The organism is Leucobacter sp. OLIS6, from assembly GCF_002752355.1.
Taxonomy (GTDB): domain Bacteria; phylum Actinomycetota; class Actinomycetes; order Actinomycetales; family Microbacteriaceae; genus Leucobacter.
In genome coordinates this window covers 44,852-61,781 of the sequence record NZ_MRAV01000011.1, presented here as the reverse complement: position 1 = coordinate 61,781, position 16,930 = coordinate 44,852, and the positions used below count along the sequence as shown (strand labels likewise).

The following is a 16,930-nucleotide window of genomic DNA, read 5'->3' as shown; positions in this document are numbered from 1 at the left end:
ACACCCTCTCACTACACTTTTGCCCCCTCGGGGGCGGATCACGAAAAGAGATCAATATGGCTGGCAAGTCAAGCGGCGCAGGCCGCAAGCCGGGCCGCGGCAAGAACGCGAAGGCCGCCGCGCCCGCGAAGAAGCAGACGGTCGGCGTCATCGACTACAAGGATGTCGCTACCCTCCGCAAGTTCATTTCTGAGCGCGGCAAGATCCGCGCCCGCCGCATCACCGGTGTGTCGGTTCAGGAGCAGCGTCTCATCGCGAAGGCCGTGAAGAACGCCCGCGAGATGGCGCTCCTCCCCTACTCCGGCTCCGGCCGCTAAGGAGGCGAATCATGGCAAAGGTGATTCTCACGAACGAGGTTCAGGGTCTCGGGTCCGCGGGTGACGTGGTCGAGGTCAAGAACGGCTACGCGCGCAACTACCTCGTGCCCCAGGGCTACGCGGTGAACTGGTCCCGCGGTGGCGAGGCCCAGGTCGCGCAGATCCGCGCTGCCCGCGAGGCGCGCGCGCACGCTTCCGCCGAGGACGCTCAGGCGCTCAAGGCGAAGCTCCAGGAGGGCAAGATCCGCCTGTACGCGAAGACCGGTGCTGAGGGCCGTCTCTTCGGCTCGATCAAGCCCGCGAACGTGGCAGACGCGGTCGCCGAGGCCGGCATCGGCCAGATCGACAAGCGCAAGATCACGCTCCCGACCATCAAGGCGACCGGCGAGTACCGCGCGACGATCCACCTCTTCGAGGGTGTCGACGCGGACGTGACGCTGCAGGTCATCGCGCAGCGCTAGTCGCTGACGCGCCGCCGCTCGCTCGCCGAGCGGCGGGAGCACGCACTGGGGCGGCGGTTCTTCGGAACCGCCGCCCCAGTGCGTTCTGCCGCGCGTTCGCCGATCGTTCACCGGGACGGCACCCGGGGGCCGTTCGTGCGAACCGGCCCGAGCGGAGGGTCCGCCTGCTCGGTCCCGTTGAAACGGGACCGCGTGGCCTCGGCGGGAGAGCCTGCTCTCCACAATGGAGGCAGGATCGGCAACGTTCAAGTCTCGGATGAAAGTTCTCGCATTACACAGGCCGGCTTCTTGAAAACTCCTGGTCAGTGGCTTGCGGCGAACAGGATTCCACCATTCATCCACACCTTATCCACAAGCTTGGGGATAACACGCGGGAGGTTTCCGTGACTTCTCCACCGAGTTATCCACAGGCTTGAAACCGTTCGGCTTGTGGGCTTCGCAGCACCCCTCTACCGTGAATGTCGGTGGCCCGGTGTCTGATGGGTGAACACCCTCCCCGGCCAGCACGAAGGAGCACACGAGTGTCGATCGCCCACCTCGGCATCCCCGATCCCCTCATGGACGACGAGGGGGGTCGCGGTACTGAGCGCACCCCGCCCTACGACCTGCTCGCCGAGCAGAGCGTGCTGGGCGGCATGCTGCTGTCGAAGGATGCGGTCGCGGACGTCACCGGTCTGCTCACGGGCAAGGACTTCTACGTCCCCAAGCACGAGGTCATCTACGAGGCGATCCTCGCGCTCTACTCCCACGGCGAGCCCACGGACGCGATCACCGTCACCGACCAGCTCACCAAGACGGGCGACCTGCAGCGCGCCGGCGGTGCCGAGTATCTGCACACCGTCACGAGCATCGTGCCGACGGCTGCCAACGCGAGCTTCTACGCCGACATCGTCTCCGAGAAGGCGCTGCTGCGCCGACTCGTCGAGGCGGGCACCCGCATCGCTCAGATGGGGTACGCAGCCGAGGGCGAAGCGGTCGACCTGGTCAACCAGGCGCAGTCCGAGATCTACTCGGTGACCGGTGCGGCCCAGGCCGACGACTACGTCCCGCTCTCGGACGCCGTGCTCGCCGCCGTCGAGGAGATCGAGAAGGCGCAGAACCAGGAGGGCGGCATGATGGGCGTGCCGACCGGGTTCTCCGAGCTCGACGAGAAGACCAACGGCTTCGCGGGCGGCCAGATGATCATCATCGCCGCGCGTCCCGCCATGGGTAAGTCGACCCTCGCACTCGACGTCGCGCGCTCGGCGTCCGTGCACGCCAATGCCTGCACCGTCTTCTTCTCGCTCGAGATGGGCCGCGCCGAGATCGCCATGCGTCTGCTCTCGGCCGAGGCCACGATCCCCATGCAGACCCTGCGCAAGGGTGCGCTCGACAGCCGTGACTTCCAGAAGCTCGCCGCCACGCAGGCGCGCATCAACGACGCCCCGCTGTTCATCGACGACAGCCCCAACCTCACGCTGGTCGAGATCCGGGCGAAGTGCCGGCGTCTGAAGCAGCGGCACGGGCTCCGCATGGTCGTGATCGACTACCTCCAGCTGCTCTCGAGCGGAAAGAAGTCCGAGAGCCGTCAGCAGGAGGTCAGTGAGTTCTCCCGTGCCCTCAAACTGCTCTCGAAGGAGCTCGATGTGCCGGTCATCGCGCTGTCGCAGCTGAACCGTGCGTCCGAGCAGCGCGCCGACAAGATGCCCGCCATCAGCGACCTGCGCGAATCGGGTTCGCTCGAGCAGGACGCCGACATGGTGATCCTGCTGCACCGCGAGTCCAGCTACGAGAAGGACAATCCGCGCGCCGGCGAGGCCGACCTCATTCTGGCCAAGCAGCGAAACGGCCCCACCGGTACCGTCACGGTCGCGTTCCAGGGCCACTACTCGCGCTTCCAGGACATGCCCAGCGGCATGTAGCGCGCGCCCCGCAGCTCGAGTCGCGCACGCATCGGCGTTTCCTGCGGGAGTCCGTGCCCGCGTGCTCGGCTCCCAGCACCGGGCGGTAGACTGGATCGGACCTGAAAGGCGGGAAGAACGCGTGGCAGCTGCGGTGAACGAGGGAGACCTCCAAGCGGAGACGGCCGATCGAAGCCTTCGCGCCGCGCGGTTCGTCCGCGCGGGCGTGCTGCTCGTCATCGGCTTCGCGATCGCGTTCAGCGCGACCCTGCACGAGCAGGCGGCATTCGACCGCTGGCTCGTCGTCGCCGCACTCATCGTGCTCGGCCTGGCGTGGGCGTGCGAGGCCGGCGCATCGCGGACGAATCCCGCCCTCGCGCGCACCGCCGTGCTGCAGTTCGGCGTGACGTTCGCCGCGGGCCTGCTCCTCGCGGTGCTCCCGTTCGCGGATCAGGCGCTCGCGATGGCGCTCGTCGTCGCCGCGTGGGCGATCCTCGTGGCGCTGCTCCAGCTCACCACCGTGCTCCGGGCCACGCAGACGCCGGCCGCGGGCCTCCCCGCCGTCCTGCTCTCGACGCTCCTGGCGGTTCTCGTCTTCCTCTCTCGTGACGATGCGGTCGCGGTGATCGGCTTCTTCGGGGGGTACGCCGTCGTCTGCGGCGTGTTCCTCGGCATCTCGGCATTCGACTCGCGCGGGGCCGCAGCAGACGGAGCACCCGCGGACGCCCTCACGCAAGGACCCACAGCATGACCCAGCCCGAATCCTCCTCGAAGCAGCCCGTCGATCCCTCGCGTCGCGACCGGCTGAAGCCGCTCGAGCTCATCGGCTTCGCCGTGGTGCTCGCGGTGTTCGCCGGACTCGTGGTCCTCATGGCGACGCGCGAGATCGCCCTGGCGGGCATCTTCGCCGGCGCGGCGTTCATCGTGACCGTGATGGTCGTGGCGCTCGTCGGCCTGGGCGGCAAGCCGAGTGCAGAGGACGAGGCCGCGCGCAAGGACCTGCAGCACCCCGACGACGTCTGGCACTAGGGCGTACGCGCGGCGGCCCGAAGGCCGCCCCGCTCGCGCCTACTCCTCGTCGGGATCCTCGGGATCGATGGGGGCGTGGTGGTCGAACGCGACCATGCCGCGCTTCCAGTAGCCGCTGAGCCCGTACTGCTCGCGCGGCAGCTGCAGCTCGTACTTGAGGAAGCGGCGCAGCGGGACGAGGCGCGATGCCTCGCCGGCGCCGAACACGAAGGTCTCGGCGTCGACGCCGGTGTCGCGCACGGCATCGTCGAGGCCGCCGAACACCTCGGAGACGAGCACCTCGCGGCCGCCCTGCAGGCGCAGGTACTCGTCGACCCACTCGAGATCGGCCGGCGGCACGTCGGCGATCACCTCGATCTCGACGTCGGCGGGCAGCTCGGCGACCCAGCGGGCCGCGGCCGGCAGGGCCGAGCCGTCGGCCACGATCACGACGCGGCGCACGCCGTGGGGGATCCCGTGCGAACCGCGCGGGCCGACCACGACGATCGTGTCGCCGACCCCGGCGGTCTCGGCCCAGGCGGCTGCGGGGCCGGGATCCTGGTGCCGCAGGAAATCGAGGTCGACCGAGACTTCACCCGTCTCGGGGTCGCGGCGCACGTTCAGCGGCGTGAAATCGCGCGCGAACATCGGACCATCGGGCCGCACGATGCCGTCCGCGTCCGGTCCGGCCGGGCTCGGCGCGAGGTACTCGCCCGTCGCGGGGTTCGGGAAGAACACGCGGGCGTGATCGCCCGGGCCGGTGGAGACGAAGTCGGCGAAGTCGGGGCCGGTGAGCGTCACCCGCACGAAGGCGTCGACCGGGCGGCTGACGGCCGAGACGGTGCCCGTGCGTGCGGTGAAGCGGTGCCGCTTCCCCTCGCGGGCGAATCGGGCGGGAGCGGTGGTGTCCTGGGACTCCGACATGTGCAGCAGATCCTTTCGGCGGTGTCCTACCAGCTTGGCCCAGGCGCACCCGGGAAGCAATCATCTGATGAAGTTGATCGAAGGCTCTCAGGCTTCGGACGCCGCCGACTGCGGGCTGTTCCGAGCATCGCGCTTCGCCTCGCGCCGGAGCCGCCTCCGGACGCGCGAGCCGCGCGCCCACGCGCGCGCGTCGCGGCCGGACAGCGCGAGCAGCACCAGGATGTCGAGCGCGACCGTCAGCAGGGAGGTGTTGATCGTGATCTCCTGGCCGGCGCGGAAGTAGTCGACGGCCGCGGTGATGATGCTCGCCGTGAGCCCCGCCATCGTTACGACCCGGGCGAAGTTGCTGCCCCGCCAGATCAGCACGGCGAGCACGAGGAGCACCAGCACACCGATGCCGCCGAAGCCGAGGACGAGCCAGAGCAGGATCCGCGACTCGTCCGTATCGAGGTCGAACTCGGCGCCCATCTCGCGCCAGACGAGCGCGTACGCGCCGAGCCAGGACGCCCCGACGAGTGCTCGGGCGAAGGTGAGGCCGGCGCCGAGCGCCGTGGTGCCCGGTCGCCGCGACTGCGGCGCTATGGCGACCTCGCGCGCGATGAGCGGCGCGGGGGACTCGACGGAGGCGCGCTTGCGGGGCTCATCGCGGTGCATCGGTCGCACCTCCTTCGCCGTCGGCGGGCAGCCCGCGCAGATCCACCACGGGAAGGTGTCCGTCGGTGCGTACGCTGTCGCCGCCGCCGTTGCGCGAGTGGTAGCCGGTCGAGAAGTCGCGCAGGATCTCGAGCTCGACCCCGGGGGAGACGCCGCGCAGCGAGCCCACGATGAAGTCGCGCTCGATGTCGATGTCGGCGTCGATGCGGTGGGTCACCTGGAGGGTGAACAGCGACAGCCCGACCGCGCGGTCGAAGGTGCCCGCGGCGAGCCATTCGACGCGGGCGCCGCCCGGCAGCAGCCAGTCGTCGGGTGTGCGCCAGAACCGCACGTGGTGCCGCTTGGCCGGGTTGCCCGCGACCTCCTGCTGATACGCGAAGTCCTGGATCCGTCCGAACAGGAACAGCGGGCTGACCGGGGCTTCGTGGTAGCTCCGCCGGCTCAGCGTCGAGGTGACGATGCGCAGCGAACTGCGTGCGGTGACGGGATCGGCGCGGGTCCAGCCCGCCGCGAGCATCGCGGCGTGCAGCTGCGCCTCCTCGCCCTGCAGCGCGAGGTTGACGGGATCGCCCAGCAGGCCGTCGCTCGTGCGCGTGCGGCCGATGAAGTAGTCGGGCACGTAGATCGTCGTGAGCACGCGGTGGATCCGGGGGAGCACCAGGTAGGCGAGCATGCCCCAGAACACGACGAAGACGAGGATCCCCCACCAGCCCAGGTGGAAGCTCTCGGAGAGCAGCAGCCAGGCGAGCCAGATCGCCGCGATCCCGGCGAAGATGAAGAAGAACTCGTCGGCGACGGCGAGCAGGGAGAACCTGCGGCGCCGGGGCGCCCCGTTCTCCGTGCCCGCCGTCATGGCGTCACCCGCGGAGCAGGTCGAGCAGTTGCGCTGCCGCGCCCGTGTAGGTCGCGGGGGTCAGGGCGAGCAGGCGCTGCTTGGCCGCGTCGCCGATCTCGAGACCCTCGACGAACTCGATGAGCTCGGCCTGGCCGATGCGGCGGCCGCGGGTCAGCTCCTTGAGCGCCGCGTAGGGATCCTTGATGGTGGAGCGGCCGGCGGTGACCTCGGCGCGGATCACGGTCTGGATCGCCTCGCCGAGCACCTCCCAGTTGGCGTCGAGGTCGGCGGCCAGCGCTTCGGGCGCCGCGTCGATCTGGCCGAGGCCCTTGAGGATGTTGTCGAGCGCGAGCACCGAGTGGCCGAGGCCGACGCCGATGTTGCGCTGCGCCGACGAATCGGTGAGGTCGCGCTGCCAGCGGCTCGTCACGAGGGTCTCGGCGAGCGAGTCGAGGATCGCGTTCGAGAGCTCGAGGTTCGCCTCGGCGTTCTCGAAACGGATCGGGTTGACCTTGTGCGGCATGGTCGAGGAGCCCGTGGCGCCCTCGACGGGGATCTGGCGGAAGTAGCCGATGGAGATGTAGCTCCAGATGTCGGTCGCCAGGTTGTGCAGGATCCGGTTGACGTGGGCGATCCGGCTGTAGAGCTCGGCCTGCCAGTCGTGCGACTCGATCTGGGTGGTGATCGGGTTCCAGTCGAGGTCGAGGCCCTCGACGAACTCGCGCGAGATCGCGAGCCAGTCGGCGTCGGGATCGGCGGCGAGGTGCGCGGCCCAGGTGCCCGTGGCGCCCGAGAACTTGCCCAGGTACTCGATCTGGTCGAGCTGCGCGACCTGGCGCGAGAGGCGGTGCACGAACACCGCGATCTCTTTTCCGAGCGTGGTCGGGGTGGCGGGCTGGCCGTGGGTGCGGCTCATCATCGGGAGCTCGCGGTACTGCTCGGCCTGGCGAGCCAGCTCCACGAGGACCGACTCGAGCTTCGGACGCCACACCTCGGCGACCGCCTGCTTGACCGTGATGGCGTAGGACAGGTTGTTGATGTCCTCGCTCGTGCAGCAGACGTGGGTGAGCTCGGCCAGGCGGCCCAGGTCCATCTCGTCGAGCTTGCCCCGCACGAGGTACTCGACGGCCTTGACGTCGTGCTGGGTGGTGCGCTCGGTCTCGGCGAGCTGGTCGATCTCGGCCTGGCCGAAGTCCGCGGCCCAGGCGCGCAGCTCGGCGACCTCGTCAGCGTTCAGCGGAGTCGCGCCGAGCAGCGAGTGCTCGGTCAGGTAGACGAGCCACTCGACCTCGACGTGCACGCGGGCCTTGTTCAGGCCCGCCTCCGAGAGGAAGTCGCCGAGACCGGCGACCGCGGAGCGGTAGCGGCCGTCGAGCGGGCTGATGGGCTGCGTGGGAAGCGAGGTCATGTTCGGCGTTCTCCCGAGTCGGTGGCGTGCGCTGCTCCGACCATTCTCCCATGTCCGATTCCGGCCCCGCCCCGATTCGCGCGCGTGCGGCCGGGGCCGGGGCCGAAGGTCAGGCGGGCCGCGGTCCGAGCGCCTCCCGGGGGATCCCGAGCTCGGTCGCGAGCACGGCCGCGACGAGATCGATGCGCGGTTCCGATTCGCCGGGATCGCCGCCCGCCCGGCGCCGGACGAGCGCCTGCGCGTTCAGGCCGTCGATCATGCCCATCACCTCGCGGGCGAGCGCCTCGGGGGCGGCGCAGCGGAACTCGCCGGCCGCGACGCCGTCGCGCAGGATTCCGCTCATGAGGCGCTCCCAGGCGATCAGCTGCTCGAGCACGGCCCCGGCGAGGGGCGCCGATCGCCGACCGAGGCTCCAACCATCGGCCCACACGGCCGTGACGTCGTCGCGCTCGCCGCCGAGCAGGGTGGCGAGGGTCGCCGCGAGGGCCGCGGTCGGTGTGGGGCGAGCGGTGGCGAGTTCGCGCACCTCGGCGAGTTCGCGGGCGCTGATGGCGGTGAAGGTCTCGGCGACCAGTTCCTCCATCGAGGTCGTGTAGTGGCCGATGAGCGCGGCGGCGACCCCGATCCGCGCTGCGAGGGTGCGCCGGGAGATCGCGTCGAGCCCCTCCTCGAGGGCGAGCGCGCGTGCGGCTGCGACGATCTGCTCGCGGCGATCCTCCGGACGCATGCGCCGTGCGCGGGGCTGGGAGGGATCGACGGCCATGGCGGTCAGCCTAGCCGGGCGGGATCGGTGTTGGACTCGAGCCGCGCAGTCGTTATTGTGAGGGGTGACAATAACGTCGGGCGGGCGAGGAGGCCGGTGTGGAGCGGATCGATGTGGTCGAGGCCGGGATCGAGCAGCTGCGGAGCGCGCTGGACGGCGGCGAGGTGACGAGCGTCGGCCTCGTGCACGAGTATCTGCGGCGCATCGGGGGCTACGACCGGCACGGGCTGCGGCTCAACGCGATCCCCGTGCTGGATCCCGGCGCGTTCGCCGCCGCCCGCGCATCCGACGAGCGCCGCGCCGCGGGGGAGCTGCTCGGTCCGCTCGACGGGATCCCCTACACCGCGAAGGACAGCTACCTCGCTCGCGGCCTGCCCGTCGCCGCGGGATCCCCGGCCTTCGCCCGTCTCATCGCGCAGCACGACGCCTTCGCGGTCGAACGGCTCCGCGCGGGCGGTGCCGTGCTGCTCGGCCTCACCAACATGCCGCCGATGGCGAACGGCGGCATGCAGCGCGGCGTGTACGGCCGAGCCGAGAGTCCCTACAACCCCGACTACCTCGCCGCAGCCTACGTGTCGGGATCCTCGAACGGATCGGGCGTCTCGACCGCGACGAGCATGGCCGCCTTCGGCCTCGGCGAGGAGACCTGGTCGTCGGGCCGCGCCCCCGCATCGAACAACGCCCTCGTCGCCTACACTCCATCGCGCGGGGTCATCTCGACCCGCGGCAACTGGCCGCTCACCCCGACGATGGACGTCGTGGTGCCGCAGACGCGCACCGTGGCCGACCTGCTCGAGGTGCTCGACCTGCTCGTGGTCGACGACTCCGAGACGCGCGGCGACTTCTGGCGCAGCCAGCGCTGGATCGCGCTGCCCCGGCCGTCGGAGCTGCGGCCCGAACGCTTCGCGCGGCTGAGGGACGACGGCGCCCTGCGCGGCGTGCGACTCGGGGTGCCGCGCATGTACATCGGTCGCGACGCGGGCGCCGACGTGCCGATCGAGACGCACCCCGACGTGCTCGCGCTGTGGGAGCGCGCGCGACGCGCGCTCGAAGGTCTCGGCGCCGAGGTGGTGGAGTGCGACTTCCCCGCGGTGTCGAACTACGAACGGGATCGCCCGGGTGCCCGGACCCCGGTCGAGCGCGGCCTGTGGCCCGAGGAGTACCTGCGCGAGGAGGTGCACGACCTGCAGGCGTGGGGCTTCGACGACTTCCTCCGAGCGAACGGCGATCCCGGGCTGCACCGCCTGGTCGACGCCGACGGGCCGCGGATCTACCCCGTGCCGACCGGAACGGTCGCCGACGTGCTCGAGGTCTACGATCCCGTCTACGACATCGACATGGCCGAGTACGTCGAGATCGCGCGGCGCGGGCTCCCCGAGCGCCTGGAGGACTTCGCGCACCTCGAAGCGGGGGTGCGCGGGCTCGAAGCGGCGCGCCGCATCGACCTCGAGGAATGGATGACCGCGCAGGGCCTCGACGCCCTCGTGTTCCCCGCGGCCGCCGACGTGAGCCGCGAGGACGCCGAGCGGGATCACGACGAGCACCGGAAGGCCTGGACGAACGGCGTCGGCGTCTCGAACGGGGGCCTCGTCCCGCGGCACTACGGGATCCCGACCGCCACCGTCCCCATGGGGCGCATGGCGAGCACCGGCATGCCGGTGGGGCTCACGTTCGCGGGCCGAGCGTACGACGACTGGCGGCTCATCGCGTTCGCGGGGGCCTTCGAGACGGGGACGTCGCTGCGCGCGGCGCCCGAGCGCACCCCGGCGCTCACGGGGGAACCGGGTACGGGACCGATCCCGACCGGAACCCGGCCCGGAGGCGGTGCGCTCGCCGCCGCGCCGACCCTCGATGTCGCGCTGCGCCTGGTGGGCGACGGATCGGAGGCCGACGAGCAGGGTCGCGCGCCCGCGGTGGAGGTCCGCGTGCGGAGCGACGCCGAGTGGATCGAGGTCGCCGTCGACGGTGCCCTCGTTCCCGTCGAGCGCACGGCCGACGGCTGGATCGGCGGGCACGCGATCGCCGCCGATCAGCACGCGCACCGGCACAGCGAATGGCGGGAGCCCTACGGCTCGCTGGTCTCGGTGATCGGGAGCCGCGCGGGCGCCGGGCAGGCGGGCTGGTGCGGGGCGGTCGGCGGGATCCTCTGAGCCGTGCCGTCGGATGCCGCGGAGCGTAGGCTCGCTGCAGACGAGCGAGGGGAGCAGCGATGTCGCTGATGGTCGACCGGTGGGCCGAGGGCTGGGCCGCGTGCCGCGAGAAGCCGCTGGAGCGCGACGGAGCCGCCTGGCTGGTGCGGATCGGCGATGAGCACCGCGAGGTCGAGCGCGTCGTCGAGTCCCCGTCGCCCGAGGAGGCGCGTCGCCTCGTCGCGCGCTCCGACGGCCCGCGCCGCTGGCTGACCGTGCTCGGCGAGCCGGACGCGGAGGTCGCCGCCGAGCTCGGCGGACTGCGGAGCGTGTCCCGCGTCGAGACCATGATGACCGCGCGGCTCACTGCGATGCCGCGCGACCGCGACGCGATCCTCGAGGAGCGGGGCGACGTCGCGACCGTTTCGCTCATGGTGGACGGGGTCGAGGCCGCTCGCGGCACGGCAGGCCTGGCGGGCGACTTCGCGGTGCTCGACCGCATCTCGACCGACGAGCGGTTCCGCCGCCGGGGGCTCGGACGGCGGGTCGTCGACGCGCTCGGCGACTGGGCGGTGTCGCGCGGGGCCGACGCCGGTGCGCTCATCGCGTCGCCCGAGGGCCGAGCGCTCTACCTGCGCCTCGGCTGGGCCGACCTGCTGCCGGTCGCGAGCTACGCCGGGACCGGAGGGGCCGAAGCGGGCGCCGCACCGGGCGACACCTCGGGCTGCGCGGCCTGAGCCGTCGACGCCCTATGCGCCGGCGCGCCCGCCGTCGAGCCGTTCGAGCAGCACCGCGCAGGAGCGCTCCACCTGGGCGAGCACCCGGTCGTACACGGGCTGCTCGGAGTAATAGGGGTCGAACACGTCGGGATCCTCGGGGTGCTCGGGATCGAACTCGGTGAGCAGCACGACGCGATCCGGGTCCGCACCGAGCCGGAGCATCGCCTCCGCGTGCCCCCGGTCGAGCGCGACGAGCAGGTCGTTCCCCGCGACATCGGCGGCCGCGAGCTGCGCGGCCCGGTGCGCCTCACCGTCGTAGCCGGCCCGCCGCATGGCGTCGCGTCCGCGCGCATCGGCCTGCTGGCCGACGTGCCAGTCGCCCGTTCCTCGCGAGGTCACGGCGAAGCGGTCGCCCGATCCCGCCCGCTCGGCGAGGGCGCGGAACACCACATCGGCCATGGGCGAACGGCAGATGTTGCCCGTGCAGACGAAGCAGACGCGCAGGGGAGCGGTGACGGCCGCCCCGGTCGTCGACCCGGCCATCGGCTCAGCGATCCCGGTCCGCGCGCTTGCCGGTGCCGAGGATCCCGTTCATGATGCCTGACAGGATCGAGAGCACCAGCGCACCGAGCACGCCCCACCAGAAGGTGTCGACGTGCAGGCCCCAGCCGATCGCGTTCGCGAACCAGGCCACCACGAGCAGCAGGAATCCGTTGATGATCAGGCCGAACAGGCCCAGGGTCAGGATCCGGAGCGGGATCGACACGATGCGGATGACGGTGCCGAGCGTCGCGTTCACGATGCCGAAGATGAGGGCGACGAGCAGGAAGCTCATGACCCGGGCGCTCGAATCGTCGGCGTAGGGCTCGACCCAGACGCCGTGATCCCCGCTGCCGCCCACGATCAGCGTGGTGAGCCACAGCGCGAACGCGCAGACGATGATGCGGGCGATGATCCTCATGGGACGATTCTCGCACCCTGGCCCCGGATCCGCCCGGGAACCACGCGAGCCTCCTATCCTTGGCCCGAGGACCACGAGAGGATCGCCGCCGCATGCAGGACCCGATGAGCGAGCGCGGGACGACCGCGAGCGACGTCGCGAAGCGCGTCGAGATGCTGCAGGAGTTCCGTCGCCTCGACGAGGCCGCCGAGGAGTGCGGGACCGGTCTCGCGAGCTTCCCCGAGGACCCGCGGCTCTGGGACCTGCTCTCCGAGATCGAGCTGGCGCGCAAGCGCCTCGGTGCGGCCGAGCACGCGGCGCGCACCGCGATCCGGCTCGACCCCGAGAACGGCCTGCTGCCCGTGACCCTCGTCCGGATCCTGCTCGACCAGGAGCGCTTCGAGGAGGCCCGGGACCTCGCACGCGGAGTGGTGGCGCGATACTCCTGGAACGCCGGGGCGCACCTGCTGCTCGCGCGCGCCGAGGCCGGCGTGGGCCGGCGGCAGCCCGGCGCCTTCCACCTGGCCCGTCAGCATGCGCAGACCGCGGTGTCGCTCTCGCCGAGCGATCCGGGTGCGCTCAGCGCTGCTGCCGCGGTCATGGGCGAGATCAAGGATCGCGCGGAGGCCGCTCGCCTGGTGCGGGCGGGCCTCGCGATCGACCCGGGCGACCCCGTGCTCCTGCTCCAGCAGGCCGCGTTCGGAGCTCGGACCGACATCGGTGCGACCCGGCTGATCCGGTCGGCGCTCGCGGCCGACCCGACCGATTCGGCCGCCGCGTGGGCGTTCCGCGAGACCATCTGGGTACGACGCCGTTGGATCCCGGCGTTCGCGATCTGGAGCACCGTCGCGCTCGCGCTCCCGCTCGCCCTCCTCTTCCTCGTGGTCCTGATGATCAAGAACTTCGTGATCCTGCTCGGCAGCATGCGCGCGGCCTCGCGGGTCGAGTTCCGCAGGACCTGGGAGCGGGCGCCGAGGCTGCGGTTCGCCGTACCGCTCGCCCTCGTCTGCCTCCCGTGGCCGCTGTGGGGCGTCGCCACGCACTGGTTCGCGATCGGGGTGCCGCTGTTCGGGCTGCTCGTCGCCGAACTCGCGATCCTGTTCGGTTCCCGAGCCGACGAGCGCCGGCTCGAAGGCCTGCACTCCGCCTCGACGCTGCGCATGATCGCGAGGACCAAGCAGAAGGAGGCGAACACCGGATGGGGGCGGCTCGGCGTCGGGGTGTTCGCCGCACTGTTCGGGGTCGTGCTCACCCTCTCGGTAGGCGGAGGCGTCCTCGGGCACGCGCAGGAGTGGCATGTCGACTCGGTGATCGGCGCCTGCGCCGCATTCGGGATCATGGCCGTGTTCGCCGGCCCGCCGCTCGTCGCGCTCGCGCAGGCGAAGGAACGCCGACTGGTCGCCGATCGGCTCCCTTCGGCCGAGGCGGTCCGCACCGCCCGCCGCATCGCTGCGGCCTCCATCGGGATCGCCGCGGTTGGCGCGATCGTCGCCGGGGTCGGCCTGGGGCTCTCACTAAACTGAGGGGATGAGCGAAGCCGCGTCCGCAGCCCCCCGTCCTCCGGTCCGCCTGCGGGCCGACGTGCTCACCGTGCCGCCCTACCGGCAGGGCGCGGCGCCCACCCGACCGGGATTCAAGCTGTCGAGCAACGAGAACCCCTTCCCGCCGCTGCAGGCCGTCATCGACGTGCTCTCCGACCCCGCCGCGGTCAACCGTTACGCCGCCGCCGCGATGCCCGAGCTGCGTGCCGCGCTCGCTGCGGAGTTCGGCGTCTCGCTCGACGGGGTGCACCTCGCGGCCGGGTCCGTCGCGATCCTGTTCCAGCTCGTCGCCGCGGCCGCGGCGCCGGGAGACGAGGTGCTGCACGCCTGGCCCAGCTTCGAGGCGTACCCCTCGCTCGGCCTGAACTCGGGCGCCGTCTCGGTGCCCGTGCCGCTCACCGAGAACGCCGAGCACGACCTCGACGCGATGGCGGACGCGATCACCGAGCGCACCCGCATCGTGCTGCTCTGCACGCCCAACAACCCGACCGGTCCGACGATCCGCCGCGCCGACTTCGAGCGCTTCATGCAGCGCGTGCCCGCCGACACCCTCGTGGTGCTCGACGAGGCCTACCGCGAGTTCGTCACCGACCCGGAGGCCGTTCGCGGCGAAGAGGTGCTCGCGAACCATCCCAACCTGGTCGTGCTGCGCACCTTCTCCAAGGCGTACGGGCTCGCCGGCCTGCGCATCGGCTACGCCGTCGGCGCCCCGGCGATCCTCGCCGCCGCGCAGGTCACCGCGATCCCGCTCTCGGTCACGGGCGTCGCGGAGGCGGCCGCGCTCGCGTCGCTGCAGCCGGACGCCCGAGCCGAACTCGCCGCCCGCATCGAGGTGCTCGTCGCCCGTCGCGCCGAGCTCGTCTCGGGTCTGCGCGAGCTGGGGCTCGCGATCCCGGACGCGCAGGGCAACTTCGTCTGGATCCCCGAGGGGCCCGGTGGTGTCGAGAGCGCGGCCGAGCTCGCCGCCGCCTTCGCCGCCGAGGGCACGCTGGTGCGTCCGTTCCCGGGTGCTGGCGTGCGGATCACGGTCGCGGAGGCCGAGAGCCTGCCCGTCGTGATCCGGATCGTGCGGGAGTCCCTCGCGGCCCGGTAGTGCGCGGGGCTGGCGGGACGCCCCGAACATATCCGCGATTCGCGATGCGGCCTCGTTACACTCGGAACGATGGCCGAACAGATCAGCGCGAGCCCGCTGCACAGCGGAGCCGACCCCGAACCGATCCGATTCCTCGACGAGGACGGACGGTTCGCGCCGTCCGAAACCGCCGCGGAGTACGCCGCCGAGCTCGAGAGCGTCTCCGACGACGAGCTGCGGCAGTGGTACACCGACATGGTCGCGACCCGCGCCTTCGACACCGAGTGCACGCACCTGCAGCGCCAGGGGCAGCTCGCGCTCTGGGTGCCGAGCGTCGGGCAGGAGGGCTGCCAGGTGGGCATCGCCCGCGCTTCGGAGCCGCAGGACCACATCTTCCCCGCCTACCGCGAGCACGCCATCGCGCGCATCCGCGGTGTCGGATTCCTCCAGGTCGCGGCACAGTTCCGCGGCCTGACCCACGGCGGCTGGGACGTCACCGACCCGGCGAACGGCAACTTCCACCTCTACACGCTCGTGCTCGGCGCCCAGACCCAGCACGCGACGGGCAACGCGCTCGGCCAGCTGCTCGACGCGAAGCGCCGCGCGGGCGTCACCTCGATGGACGCCGGCGAGGAGGCCACCGAGACGGGCGAGGCGACGCTCGTGTTCTACGGCGACGGCACCACCAGCCAGGGCGACGCGAACGAGGCGATGATCTTCGCCGCGAGCTACCAGACCCCCGAGGTGTTCGTCGTGCAGAACAACCGCTGGGCCATCTCGGTACCGGTTGAGCGCCAGTCGCGCACGCCGCTGTACCGTCGCGCGCTCGGCTTCGGCCTGCGCGCCGTGCAGATCGACGGCAACGACCCGCTCGCCGCCTACGCGGTCGGGCGCCGCTACCTGCGCGAGGCGCGCACGGGCGGCGGCCCCGGTTACATCGAGGCGCTCACCTACCGCATCGGCGCGCACACCACGAGCGACGACCCGACCCGGTACCGCGAGGACGCGGAGCTCGCCGCCTGGCAGCAGCGCGACCCGATCGAGCGCTTCGAGCGCTACCTGCGCGACCGCGGGCTGATCGACGACGCGTTCGTCGCGCAGACCGCGGCCGAGGCGGACGCCGAGGCGAAGCGGGTGCGCGACGCGATCCTGACCCTGCCGGCGCCCGACGCCGACGACATGTTCGCCCACGTCTACTCCGAGCCGCACCCGCGGATCGAGGAGCAGCGCGACTGGCTCGCGCGCTACGAGGCATCGTTCGAGGAGGGCACCGCATGAGCGCCGTTCAGACGCTGACCGAGCGGCAGACGCTGCCGATGGCGCGCGCCATCAACGAGGGGCTGCGCGCCGCGATGGCCGCCGACGAGCGCGTGCTGCTGATGGGCGAGGACATCGGCCCGCTCGGCGGCGTGTTCCGCGTCACCGACAAGCTGCAGGCCGAGTTCGGCTCGGCTCGCGTGCTCGACACCCCGCTCGCCGAGGCCGGGATCGTGGGCAGTGCGATTGGCCTGGCCATGCGCGGGTACCGCCCCGTGATCGAGATCCAGTTCGAGGGCTTCATCTTCCCGGCCTTCAACCAGATCGTCACGCAGCTCGCCAAGATCACGAGCCGGCACGACGGCACCGTGCCGATGCCCGTCGTGATCCGCGTGCCCTACGGCGGGCACATCGGTGCGGTCGAGCACCACCAGGAGAGCCCCGAGGCGTACTTCGCGCACACCCCGGGCCTGCGCGTGGTCGCGCCCTCCACCCCGAACGACGCCTACTGGATGATCCAGCAGGCGATCGCGTCGAACGACCCGGTGCTGTTCTTCGAGCCCAAGGCGAAGTACTGGCAGAAGGGCGAGGTCGATCCGACCGGCGCTCCGGGCGAACTGCACCGCACCCGTGTCGCCCGAACCGGCACCGACTGCACCGTGGTCGGCTTCGGCGCGATGGTGACCACGCTGCTGCAGGCCGCCGACGTGGCCGCGGCCGAGGGGACGAGCCTCGAGGTCGTCGACCTGCGCACCGTGTCGCCCATCGACTACGCGCCGCTGCTCGCCTCGGTGCGCAAGACCGGCCGCCTCGTCGTCGCGCAGGAGGCTCCGGGCAACGCGAGCGTCGGGAGCGAGATCGCTGCGCACGTGGCCGAACAGTGCTTCTACTCGCTGCAGGCGCCCGTGCTCCGCGTCTCGGGATACGACGTGCCGTTCCCGCCCGCGCGCCTCGAAGGAATCTATCTGCCGGATGCCGATCGCGTGCTCGAAGCCGTCGATCGCACGATGCACTACTAGGAG

Annotated in this window: 17 protein-coding genes and 1 pseudogene; 11 read left to right on the top strand and 7 right to left on the bottom strand. The window is 71.5% G+C overall.

The features are described 5' to 3' along the window. Positions 1-56: 56 nt before the first annotated feature. The 5 genes from rpsR to BMH31_RS06845 all read left to right on the top strand — a co-directional run bounded on the left by rpsR (position 57) and on the right by BMH31_RS06845 (position 3,687). Complete coding sequence (rpsR, locus tag BMH31_RS06865; RefSeq protein ID WP_046454977.1) at positions 57-317, top strand: 30S ribosomal protein S18; 261 nt, start codon at positions 57-59, stop codon at positions 315-317. Positions 318-328: 11 nt separating this feature from the next. Then, positions 329-778 (top strand): 50S ribosomal protein L9, encoded by a 450-nt coding sequence (rplI, locus tag BMH31_RS06860; protein WP_099724541.1) that lies wholly within the window; start codon positions 329-331, stop codon positions 776-778. A gap of 521 nt (positions 779-1,299) precedes the next feature. Further along, positions 1,300-2,679, top strand: a complete 1,380-nt coding sequence (gene dnaB / locus BMH31_RS06855; protein WP_046454979.1) for a replicative DNA helicase — start codon at positions 1,300-1,302, stop codon at positions 2,677-2,679. Between the two features lie 121 nt (positions 2,680-2,800). Next, entirely contained in the window at positions 2,801-3,409 is a 609-nt protein-coding gene (locus BMH31_RS06850; RefSeq protein WP_241898175.1) for a hypothetical protein, read from the top strand. Then, positions 3,406-3,687, top strand: coding sequence for a hypothetical protein (locus BMH31_RS06845; protein ID WP_099724540.1), 282 nt, complete (start codon positions 3,406-3,408; stop codon positions 3,685-3,687). The genes BMH31_RS06850 and BMH31_RS06845 overlap by 4 nt, the downstream gene beginning before the upstream one ends. A gap of 39 nt (positions 3,688-3,726) precedes the next feature. Here the strand turns inward: BMH31_RS06845 and BMH31_RS06840 are convergent, their stop codons facing one another. The 5 genes from BMH31_RS06840 to BMH31_RS06820 all read right to left on the bottom strand — a co-directional run bounded on the left by BMH31_RS06840 (position 3,727) and on the right by BMH31_RS06820 (position 8,250). After that, positions 3,727-4,590 carry a siderophore-interacting protein gene (locus tag BMH31_RS06840; protein WP_099724539.1) on the bottom strand — a complete coding sequence of 288 codons (864 nt, stop codon included), beginning with the start codon at positions 4,588-4,590 and terminating at the stop codon, positions 3,727-3,729. Between the two features lie 87 nt (positions 4,591-4,677). Further along, the gene (locus tag BMH31_RS06835) at positions 4,678-5,244 is read right to left on the bottom strand and encodes a hypothetical protein (protein WP_099724538.1); all 567 of its coding nucleotides are present in this window, start codon (positions 5,242-5,244) and stop codon (positions 4,678-4,680) included. Further along, positions 5,231-6,097, bottom strand: a complete 867-nt coding sequence (locus tag BMH31_RS06830; RefSeq protein WP_099724537.1) for an LssY C-terminal domain-containing protein — start codon at positions 6,095-6,097, stop codon at positions 5,231-5,233. The genes BMH31_RS06835 and BMH31_RS06830 overlap by 14 nt, the downstream gene beginning before the upstream one ends. A gap of 4 nt (positions 6,098-6,101) precedes the next feature. After that, positions 6,102-7,487, bottom strand: a complete 1,386-nt coding sequence (purB, locus tag BMH31_RS06825; RefSeq protein ID WP_099724536.1) for an adenylosuccinate lyase — start codon at positions 7,485-7,487, stop codon at positions 6,102-6,104. Positions 7,488-7,596: 109 nt separating this feature from the next. Then, on the bottom strand, positions 7,597-8,250 hold the full coding sequence (locus tag BMH31_RS06820; protein ID WP_099724535.1) for a TetR family transcriptional regulator C-terminal domain-containing protein: 654 nt from the start codon (positions 8,248-8,250) through the stop codon (positions 7,597-7,599). A gap of 98 nt (positions 8,251-8,348) precedes the next feature. Here BMH31_RS06820 and BMH31_RS06815 point away from each other — a divergent pair. Both BMH31_RS06815 and BMH31_RS06810 read left to right on the top strand, forming a co-directional pair. Then, a pseudogene (locus BMH31_RS06815) lies at positions 8,349-10,022 on the top strand (amidase); the annotation flags it as partial. A 437-nt stretch (positions 10,023-10,459) separates the two neighbouring features. Beyond that, entirely contained in the window at positions 10,460-11,116 is a 657-nt protein-coding gene (locus BMH31_RS06810) for a GNAT family N-acetyltransferase (protein ID WP_099724533.1), read from the top strand. A 12-nt stretch (positions 11,117-11,128) separates the two neighbouring features. Here BMH31_RS06810 and BMH31_RS06805 read toward each other — a convergent pair whose 3' ends face one another. Both BMH31_RS06805 and BMH31_RS06800 read right to left on the bottom strand, forming a co-directional pair. Then, positions 11,129-11,641 (bottom strand): low molecular weight protein-tyrosine-phosphatase, encoded by a 513-nt coding sequence (locus BMH31_RS06805; protein WP_099724532.1) that lies wholly within the window; start codon positions 11,639-11,641, stop codon positions 11,129-11,131. A gap of 4 nt (positions 11,642-11,645) precedes the next feature. Beyond that, positions 11,646-12,059 (bottom strand): phage holin family protein, encoded by a 414-nt coding sequence (locus BMH31_RS06800; RefSeq protein WP_099724531.1) that lies wholly within the window; start codon positions 12,057-12,059, stop codon positions 11,646-11,648. Positions 12,060-12,151: 92 nt separating this feature from the next. Between BMH31_RS06800 and BMH31_RS06795 the strand changes: the two genes are divergently transcribed. The 4 genes from BMH31_RS06795 (at position 12,152) to BMH31_RS06780 (ending at position 16,927) form a co-directional block, all read left to right on the top strand. Continuing rightward, positions 12,152-13,561 carry a hypothetical protein gene (locus BMH31_RS06795; RefSeq protein WP_099724530.1) on the top strand — a complete coding sequence of 470 codons (1,410 nt, stop codon included), beginning with the start codon at positions 12,152-12,154 and terminating at the stop codon, positions 13,559-13,561. Positions 13,562-13,565: 4 nt separating this feature from the next. Next, a complete protein-coding gene (locus tag BMH31_RS06790) occupies positions 13,566-14,672 on the top strand; it encodes a histidinol-phosphate transaminase (protein WP_099724529.1) in 1,107 nt (368 codons plus the stop codon). 69 nt (positions 14,673-14,741) lie between these two features. Further along, positions 14,742-15,929 (top strand): thiamine pyrophosphate-dependent enzyme, encoded by a 1,188-nt coding sequence (locus tag BMH31_RS06785; RefSeq protein WP_099724528.1) that lies wholly within the window; start codon positions 14,742-14,744, stop codon positions 15,927-15,929. After that, positions 15,926-16,927: an alpha-ketoacid dehydrogenase subunit beta gene (locus BMH31_RS06780; RefSeq protein ID WP_199068372.1), complete on the top strand. Its 1,002-nt coding sequence runs from the start codon at positions 15,926-15,928 to the stop codon at positions 16,925-16,927. Before BMH31_RS06785 ends, BMH31_RS06780 begins: the two co-directional genes overlap by 4 nt. The last annotated feature ends 3 nt before the right edge of the window (positions 16,928-16,930 follow it).

Bases quoted from the DNA above. Each gene is read 5' to 3' on its own strand.
- BMH31_RS06840 (WP_099724539.1), bottom strand. From the start codon at position 4,590: ATGTCGGAGTCCCAGGACACCACCGCTCCCGCCCGATTCGCCCGCGAG.
- BMH31_RS06820 (WP_099724535.1), bottom strand. From the start codon at position 8,250: ATGGCCGTCGATCCCTCCCAGCCCCGCGCACGGCGCATGCGTCCGGAG.
- rplI (WP_099724541.1), top strand. From the start codon at position 329: ATGGCAAAGGTGATTCTCACGAACGAGGTTCAGGGTCTCGGGTCCGCG.
- BMH31_RS06785 (WP_099724528.1), top strand. From the start codon at position 14,742: ATGGCCGAACAGATCAGCGCGAGCCCGCTGCACAGCGGAGCCGACCCC.
- BMH31_RS06835 (WP_099724538.1), bottom strand. From the start codon at position 5,244: ATGCACCGCGATGAGCCCCGCAAGCGCGCCTCCGTCGAGTCCCCCGCG.
- BMH31_RS06810 (WP_099724533.1), top strand. From the start codon at position 10,460: ATGTCGCTGATGGTCGACCGGTGGGCCGAGGGCTGGGCCGCGTGCCGC.
- purB (WP_099724536.1), bottom strand. From the start codon at position 7,487: ATGACCTCGCTTCCCACGCAGCCCATCAGCCCGCTCGACGGCCGCTAC.
- BMH31_RS06790 (WP_099724529.1), top strand. From the start codon at position 13,566: ATGAGCGAAGCCGCGTCCGCAGCCCCCCGTCCTCCGGTCCGCCTGCGG.
- BMH31_RS06780 (WP_199068372.1), top strand. From the start codon at position 15,926: ATGAGCGCCGTTCAGACGCTGACCGAGCGGCAGACGCTGCCGATGGCG.
- BMH31_RS06800 (WP_099724531.1), bottom strand. From the start codon at position 12,059: ATGAGGATCATCGCCCGCATCATCGTCTGCGCGTTCGCGCTGTGGCTC.
- BMH31_RS06805 (WP_099724532.1), bottom strand. From the start codon at position 11,641: ATGGCCGGGTCGACGACCGGGGCGGCCGTCACCGCTCCCCTGCGCGTC.
- rpsR (WP_046454977.1), top strand. From the start codon at position 57: ATGGCTGGCAAGTCAAGCGGCGCAGGCCGCAAGCCGGGCCGCGGCAAG.
- BMH31_RS06845 (WP_099724540.1), top strand. From the start codon at position 3,406: ATGACCCAGCCCGAATCCTCCTCGAAGCAGCCCGTCGATCCCTCGCGT.
- BMH31_RS06795 (WP_099724530.1), top strand. From the start codon at position 12,152: ATGCAGGACCCGATGAGCGAGCGCGGGACGACCGCGAGCGACGTCGCG.
- BMH31_RS06830 (WP_099724537.1), bottom strand. From the start codon at position 6,097: ATGACGGCGGGCACGGAGAACGGGGCGCCCCGGCGCCGCAGGTTCTCC.